Origin of the sequence: Lonsdalea britannica (assembly GCF_946477055.1) — a bacterium.
Taxonomy (GTDB): domain Bacteria; phylum Pseudomonadota; class Gammaproteobacteria; order Enterobacterales; family Enterobacteriaceae; genus Lonsdalea; species Lonsdalea britannica_A.
Genome location: NZ_CAMKXG010000178.1, coordinates 1 through 7,367, shown reverse-complemented (window position 1 = coordinate 7,367; position 7,367 = coordinate 1). Strand labels below are relative to the sequence as shown.

Below are 7,367 nucleotides of genomic sequence, written 5' to 3'. Positions count from 1 at the left end.
CCATCAGATCAGGAACTTAAACGTATGGTTTCCCTTATTCAGACGCGAAATAAACACCGTGGCCCAGTGGCAATGTGATCTTAAAGTTTCCTGGCGTATGCAGCTGTTTTCTCTGCTGGTACACGGGATTATGGTGCTCTTGATTCTGCTGGCCCCATGGCCGAGCGGTTATGCGCCGCTATGGCTGGGGCTGGTGTCTCTGGTGATGTTCGGATTCATTCGAAGCCAGCGCAACATCAAATCTCGCCACGGCGCGATCTCGCTGCACGGTGAACGTCATCTGCGCTGGCAGCAGCGAGAGTGGTGTATCGTCAAACGGCCGTGGATGCTTAAGAGCGGTATCCTGCTGTCGCTGCGCGCGGCGGACGGGGCGGCCTTGGAACAGCGTCTGTGGCTCTCCTCGGACAGTATGGGGCGGGATGAGTGGCGGCACCTGCGTCAGCTTTTGCTGCGGAAGGACCGCTGCGCAGGGTAATGACGCGTCATGTAGCGCTCGCGCGATGGACTGATCGCCGCCGCGTCGGGGCTGCAGTTCGCCAGTGAACGGCTCTCCCTCGGCCCCCGTTGCGATAACGCTTCCGCACGCTTGCGGTGTCTATTGAATCTCTCGCCCTTCGCCGACAGGTGAAGAACATCGGCGCTGTCGATCGGGCCGATGCGTGAGAAAAATGCCCGCAGCGATTTACGCGATTTGCCGCAGCGGGTATCTTACGCGTCGTTCAACAAGAGAGAAGCTGATGACCACGCCTGCAGAAAAACGCGCCGCGCAGAAAAATGTGCTGCACCCGCGCAACCGCCATCGCGGCCGCTACGATTTTACCGCCCTGAAACTCACGCATCCTGCGCTGATCCCGTTCGTTCATGTGAACGACTACGGCGACGAGTCGATTGATTTCGCCAATCCAGACGCGGTCAAAATGTTGAATCAGGCGCTGTTGCACGAGTTCTATCAGATCGAACACTGGTTTTTACCCGAGGGATTCCTCTGTCCGCCCATCCCCGGACGGGCGGACTATGTTCATCACCTTGCCGATCTGCTGGCCGAGGATAATCAGTCTCAGGTGCCGCGTGATGCCTCCGTACTGGATATCGGCTGCGGCGCCAACTGCATTTACCCGCTGATTGGTCAGAGGGAGTATGACTGGCGCTTCACCGGCAGCGAGATCAATCCACAGGCCATGCAGGCGGCCAATGCGACCATCGCCGCCAATCCCGGTCTGAGCCGGGCAATCCGCTTGCGTCGTCAAAAAGACAGTAAGGCTATCCTCAACGGCATCATTCACAAAAATGAGCTGTTTGATGCGACGCTGTGCAACCCGCCATTTCATGCCTCGGCCAACGAGGCGAAGCAGGGCTCGCGCAGGAAGCTGCACAACCTTGGTCTGGACAAGCGTTCGCCGCTCAATTTCGGCGGGCAGGAAGATGAGCTGTGGTGTGAAGGTGGAGAGAAGGCGTTTATCGCGCAGATGATCCGCGAAAGTGAGGTCTTCTCACGTCAATGCCTGTGGTTTACGTCGCTGGTCTCACGCAAAGAGAATTTGCCGGATCTGTATCGCGTGTTGGATGAGGTGGGCGCGGAGAGCGTTAAAACCGTGGATATGGCGCAGGGACAGAAGCAGAGTCGTTTCATCGCCTGGAGCTTCTTCACGCCAGCCGCTCGCACCAAATGGTGGGCGCAGAAGCGTCGTTGATAGTCGTAAAAGCGCGCCGGGATATGGATGAAATCACCGTAGCCCGGCGGCGGACGTTACGCCTGTTCAGATTGGCGTAGCGCTTTGAGTTCCTGCAGGATCTGTTCACACCACTGCTGGATGCGGTCTTCACTCATGTCATACTGATTCACTTCGTCCAGCGCCAGTCCGACGAAGTGCTTGCCGTCGGGCGTCAGCGGTTTGGTGCTGATGAAATCGTACTCCTCAGTCGGCCAGTAGCCGATGAATCTCACGCCCAGCGGCTGTAGCTGCTCGTGCAGCATACCCAGCGCATCCAAAAACCACTCGCTGTATCCCAATTGATCGCCCATCCCGTACAGCGCGACGATCTTTCCCTGTAGTTTCAGCGTCGGCAGGTGATGCCAGATGGCTTCCCAATCTTCCTGAATTTCGCCGAAGTCCCAGGTCGGAATGCCGAGGATCAGCGCTTCATAGTCTTCCATACGTTGGGGATCGACATCTTTGACATTATTCAGTTCGATCATATCCGCACCCAGGATGTCGCGGATTTTCTCTGCCGCCATTTCGGTGTAGCAGGTGCTGGAGCCGTAAAAAAGTCCTATCTTCATAAGTCGTCAGTGTGTTGGGAAAGTGAATGTAAGGCGCTGCCGCAGCGCGGCAGCGCACAGTCAATGCGTTAGTCTGGCGAAGTATACTACGCCCGTAAAGTACAAATGACTGTGGGAAAAGCATCGGGGCGAAGACGAATGTCTTCGCCCACGGTGTTTAATCGAGGGATTGGTGACGTGTTTCTTTGATCAGCAGCAGCGCGATCAGCGTCAATGTCGCCATCGCCGCCAGATAGACGCCGACGTAGAACAGCCCATAGTTGCTGGTCAGCCAGGCGGCGATATAGGGCGCGACTGAAGCACCCAAAATCGACGACACGTTATAGGAGAATGAGGCGCCGGTGTAGCGAACTTCCGTTGGGAAGAGCTCCGGCAGCAGCGCGCCCATCGGACCGAAGGTGAAGCCCATCATGCTCAGACCCAGCACCAGAAACGCCATCACCAGCCACTGTTCGCCGGATCCCAACAGGGAGGGGAAGACGAAGGCGAAGACCAGCATGCTGCAGGTGACGACGATCATGGTGCGGCGGCGGCCGTAGATATCGGCCAGATAGCCGGCGACCGGGATCATCAGACCGAAGCCAATAACCGCGATCATCAGCATCCACAGGAAGTTGTTACGTGGAATACCCAGCCCGGCCGGAATCGGCGAGGTGCCGTAGGTCATCGAGTAGACGGTCATGATGTAAAACAGCGTATAGGTCGCCAACATGATGAACGTGCCGAGGATCGTCGCTTTCAGATGTTTGCTCAGCAGCGTCCCCATCGGGATCCGTACTTTTTTACCCGCCTGTTCGGCTTTGGCGAAGACCGGAGATTCGTGCAGCGAAACGCGGACATACAGCCCGATCAGCACCAGAATCGCGGAAAAAATGAACGGCACGCGCCAGCCCCAGTGCATAAACTGTTCATCCGTCAGCAGCCAGGACAACAGCAGGAAGGTGCCGTTAGCAAAGAAGAAGCCAATGGGGGCGCCCAGCTGGGGGAACGAGCCGTACAGCGCGCGTTTGTGCGCCGGTGCGTTCTCTGTGGCGAGCAGCGCTGCACCGCCCCATTCGCCGCCCAGACCGAGACCCTGACCAAAGCGGGCCAGCGCCAGCAGCATTGGCGCCAGAATACCGATCGTTTCGTAGCTCGGCAGCAGGCCGATCGCGACGGTGGAGATCCCCATCGTCAGCAGCGAAGCCACCAGCGTGGCCTTTCGTCCGACTCGGTCACCGAAATGCCCAAACAGGGCGGAACCGATGGGTCGTGCGATAAAGGCAATCGCGAACGTCGCCAGTGACTGGAGTGTTGCCGCAGTGTTATCACCCTGCGGGAAAAAGATGTGCGGGAAAATCAGTACCGCGGCAGTAGCATAGATATAGAAATCAAAGAATTCGATGGCAGTACCGACCAGAGAAGCAACCACAACCTTATTACGGGAGTTTACGGGGGCGTCTGGAACCTGATTGTCATCAACAGTGGATGCGACGGAGGATTGCATAGTTTTTTCAGTTTTTTAACAACACGGACGCGTATTTTATGCATAGAAAATGCTTATTTTCAAACCACCAGGCCGCGTCTGACGCGGGCTGCGCTAGGATGTGTCCCGCTTTTCGCCTGATTAGTAAGATATAATCCCTCAAGCCGCATTTTTTGCCGCAGGATATGATAAAAATAAAAGCAATTACCGAATTGTACCCCGTTCACGTGCTGTCAGGCATAATGGTCGCAGCATGAAACAGAGGAGCCCGCCATGCAGACACCGGATCAAACCGTGATCGAACAGTTTCTCGATGCGCTGTGGCTGGAGCGGAATCTGGCTGAAAACACGCTGGCGTCCTACCGACAAGATCTGCGCTCTTTGGCGGACTGGCTGGCGCACCACGAGAGCGGCCTATTGCAGGCGGAAGCCGCTGACCTGCAGGCTTTTCTGGCCGAACGGCTGGAAGGCGGTTACAAGGCGACCAGCTCTGCGCGTCTGCTGAGCGCAACCCGGCGACTTTTTCAGTATCTTTATCGCGAAAAGCAGCGTTCGGACGATCCTAGCGCGTCGCTCTCTTCCCCCAAACTGCCGCAGCGATTGCCGAAGGACTTAACGGAGGCGCAGGTCGATGCGCTGCTCAATGCCCCCTGTGTCGACAAGCCCCTTGAACTGCGCGACAAAGCGATGCTGGAAGTCTTGTACGCGACCGGCCTGCGCGTCTCGGAACTGGTGGGACTGACCATCAGCGACGTCAGCCTGCGTCAAGGCGTGGTTCGCGTCATCGGCAAAGGCAACAAAGAGCGTCTGGTGCCGCTGGGAGAAGAAGCGGTGCACTGGATGGAGCAGTATCTGGAATATGGCCGTCCCTGGCTTATCAACGATAAGCCGATCGATGTGATGTTCCCCAGTAGTCGGGGGCAGCAGATGACCCGCCAGACCTTCTGGCACCGCATCAAGCACTATGCGGTCATCGCTGCTATTGACAGCGCTAAACTTTCTCCGCATGTTTTGCGTCATGCTTTTGCCACGCATTTACTGAACCATGGCGCGGATTTACGCGTAGTACAGATGTTGCTGGGCCACAGCGACCTGTCCACGACGCAGATCTATACTCACGTCGCCACGGCACGCCTGAAGCAGCTGCATCAGCAGCACCATCCCCGGGCGTGATTGACAGATGAATCATGGGGTGGGGCGCATCAGCCATGTCGGCTGTCTATCACGCCTCATCCAAGAACAGGATCAATTTATGAAAAAGAGTGCATTACTGCTTTCTCTGCTCGTCGCCGCCATGAGCGCCAGCGCGGACGATGCCGCGATTAAACAGTCACTGACGCGTCTGGGCATGCAAAATGCGGAAATCCAGGCGGCGCCCATCCCGGGAATGAAAACCTTGCTGACCGAGAACGGCGTGCTGTACATCACCGATGACGGCAAACACCTGTTGCAAGGACCGTTGTATGACGTGAGCGGAAAAAATCCGGTCAACGTCACCAACCACATTCTGATGGGTCGGCTGGAAGCGCTCAAAGATCAGATGATTGTTTACAAGGCCGCGCAGGAAAAGCATGTGATCACCGTGTTTACCGATATCACCTGTGGTTACTGCCGCAAACTGCATGAGCAGATGAACGACTACAATGCGCTGGGCATCACCGTCCGCTATCTGGCGTTCCCGCGTCAGGGCGCAGGCTCCCAGACGGAAAAGGATATGCAATCCATCTGGTGCGTAGCCGACCGCAAAAAAGCCTTTGATGCCGCGATGAAAGGCGACGACATTTCCCCTGCAACCTGCAAAACCGACATCTCCGAGCACTATCAGCTTGGCGTATTGTTCGGCGTACAGGGCACGCCAGCCATCGTGCTGGATGATGGCTCGGTAATCCCGGGTTATCAGGATCCGAAAGAGATGGTCGGTATGCTGCAGGCGCACAAAGCCTCTCAGAAGTCGGGTGGTTAAGCGCTCCGTGACTTTCGTAACCCAGCTCTGCCGCCGTCCGGCGGTGGAGAGCCATCATCTTCCCGATACGTTGCCGCCGCTGCTGCGTCGGCTTTACGCCCAACGCGGCGTTCAGGCTGCGCAGGAACTTGAACGCAGCCTGCGCGGCTTGCTGGACTACCGGCAGCTTTCGGGGATCGACAAGGCGGTGGACTGTTTGCAGGCCGCGCTGGCGGATAAACGCCGCATCGTGATCGTTGGCGACTTCGACGCAGACGGCGCGACCAGTACGGCCCTGACCGTGCTGGCGCTGCGGCGCATGGGCGGCCAGCATATCGACTTTCTGGTGCCAAATCGTTTTGAAGACGGCTATGGCCTGAGTCCCGAAGTGGTGGCGCAGGCGGCGGCCAAAGGCGCGCAGCTAATCGTCACGGTCGACAACGGTATTTCGTCCCACGCAGGCGTAGACGATGCGCATCAGCGTGGGATCGACGTGCTGGTGACGGACCACCATCTGCCGGGCGAAACGTTGCCCGCGGCGGATGCCATCATCAACCCTAATCTGGCGGATTGTGGATTCCCCTCCAAGTCTCTCGCGGGCGTCGGCGTGGCGTTCTACCTGATGATGGCGCTGCGAGCGCGGCTGCGCGATAGCGGCTGGTTTGAACAGCACGGCCTGACCGAGCCTAATCTGGCGGAGCTGCTGGATCTGGTGGCGCTGGGCACGGTGGCGGACGTGGTGCCGCTGGATGCCAACAATCGCATCCTCGTGGCCCAAGGGCTAAACCGTATCCGCGCGGGAAAATGCCGTCCCGGTATTCGCGCGCTGCTGGAAGTTTCCAATCGCGAGGCGACGCAGCTGGTTGCCAGCGATTTGGGCTTTGCCCTCGGCCCGCGCTTGAATGCGGCCGGACGGCTGGATGATATGTCTGTCGGCGTAGCGCTGCTGCTGAGTGACGACATCGTTCAGGCGCGCATGCTGGCGAGCGATCTTGACGCCCTCAACCAGACCCGGCGTGAAATCGAGCAGGGGATGCAGGTTGAGGCGCTGCAGCTGTGCGAACAGCTGGAACGCAGCAGCGAGACGCTGCCCTGCGGTCTGGCGATGTATCATCCGGAGTGGCATCAGGGCGTCGTCGGCATTCTGGCGTCTCGTATCAAAGAGCGCTTCCACCGACCGGTCATCGCGTTCGCCCCCGCGGGCGACGGCATTCTCAAAGGCTCTGGACGGTCGGTGGCGGGTCTGCACCTGCGCGATGCGCTGGAGCGATTGGACACCACGTGTCCCGGCCTGATGATGAAGTTCGGCGGACATGCGATGGCCGCCGGGCTGTCGCTGGAAGAAGCGCGTTTTGAAGAGTTTCGCGAGCGCTTCGGCGAACTGGTCGGCGAGTGGTTGGATGCTTCGCAACTACAGGGCGTCATTTGGTCCGACGGTGAACTGGCTGCCCCGGAACTGACGCTGAGCACCGCGCAGCTGCTGCGGGACGCCGGTCCCTGGGGGCAGACGTTCCCTGAGCCGACGTTCGACGGTCATTTTCGCCTGCTGCAACAGCGTCTGGTCGGGGAACGTCATCTCAAAGTGATGGTGGAACCGCTGGCGGGAGGCCCTCTGCTGGACGGCATCGCGTTCAACGTCGATACCACGCAGTGGCCGGACAGCAGCGTCCGACAGGTGG

7 protein-coding genes are annotated in these 7,367 nt (G+C 58.4%); 5 read left to right on the top strand and 2 right to left on the bottom strand.

Features of this window, described 5'->3' with window-relative positions; all coding sequences use genetic code 11:
• Positions 1-58: 58 nt before the first annotated feature.
• A complete protein-coding gene (locus Q7O77_RS12220; protein ID WP_085652692.1) occupies positions 59-475 on the top strand; it encodes a protein YgfX in 417 nt (138 codons plus the stop codon).
• A 262-nt stretch (positions 476-737) separates the two neighbouring features.
• Entirely contained in the window at positions 738-1,691 is a 954-nt protein-coding gene (gene rlmF / locus Q7O77_RS12215; protein ID WP_304167619.1) for a 23S rRNA (adenine(1618)-N(6))-methyltransferase RlmF, read from the top strand.
• Between the two features lie 56 nt (positions 1,692-1,747).
• Here the strand turns inward: rlmF and fldB are convergent, their stop codons facing one another.
• Positions 1,748-2,281, bottom strand: coding sequence for a flavodoxin FldB (gene fldB, locus Q7O77_RS12210; RefSeq protein WP_304167615.1), 534 nt, complete (start codon positions 2,279-2,281; stop codon positions 1,748-1,750).
• 157 nt (positions 2,282-2,438) lie between these two features.
• Positions 2,439-3,767 (bottom strand): MFS transporter, encoded by a 1,329-nt coding sequence (locus tag Q7O77_RS12205; RefSeq protein WP_304167612.1) that lies wholly within the window; start codon positions 3,765-3,767, stop codon positions 2,439-2,441.
• 252 nt (positions 3,768-4,019) lie between these two features.
• Between Q7O77_RS12205 and xerD the strand changes: the two genes are divergently transcribed.
• The 3 genes from xerD to recJ all read left to right on the top strand — a co-directional run.
• Positions 4,020-4,919 (top strand): site-specific tyrosine recombinase XerD, encoded by a 900-nt coding sequence (xerD, locus tag Q7O77_RS12200; RefSeq protein ID WP_304167610.1) that lies wholly within the window; start codon positions 4,020-4,022, stop codon positions 4,917-4,919.
• Between the two features lie 79 nt (positions 4,920-4,998).
• Positions 4,999-5,709 (top strand): bifunctional protein-disulfide isomerase/oxidoreductase DsbC, encoded by a 711-nt coding sequence (gene dsbC, locus Q7O77_RS12195; protein ID WP_304167607.1) that lies wholly within the window; start codon positions 4,999-5,001, stop codon positions 5,707-5,709.
• A gap of 7 nt (positions 5,710-5,716) precedes the next feature.
• Positions 5,717-7,367: single-stranded-DNA-specific exonuclease RecJ (recJ, locus tag Q7O77_RS12190; RefSeq protein ID WP_304167604.1), on the top strand; the 1,651-nt coding region annotated here is incomplete at its 3' end.

Coding starts and splice junctions, on each gene's coding strand:
- fldB (WP_304167615.1), bottom strand. CDS start 2,281: ATGAAGATAGGACTTTTTTACGGCTCCAGCACCTGCTACACCGAAATG.
- rlmF (WP_304167619.1), top strand. CDS start 738: ATGACCACGCCTGCAGAAAAACGCGCCGCGCAGAAAAATGTGCTGCAC.
- xerD (WP_304167610.1), top strand. CDS start 4,020: ATGCAGACACCGGATCAAACCGTGATCGAACAGTTTCTCGATGCGCTG.
- Q7O77_RS12205 (WP_304167612.1), bottom strand. CDS start 3,767: ATGCAATCCTCCGTCGCATCCACTGTTGATGACAATCAGGTTCCAGAC.
- dsbC (WP_304167607.1), top strand. CDS start 4,999: ATGAAAAAGAGTGCATTACTGCTTTCTCTGCTCGTCGCCGCCATGAGC.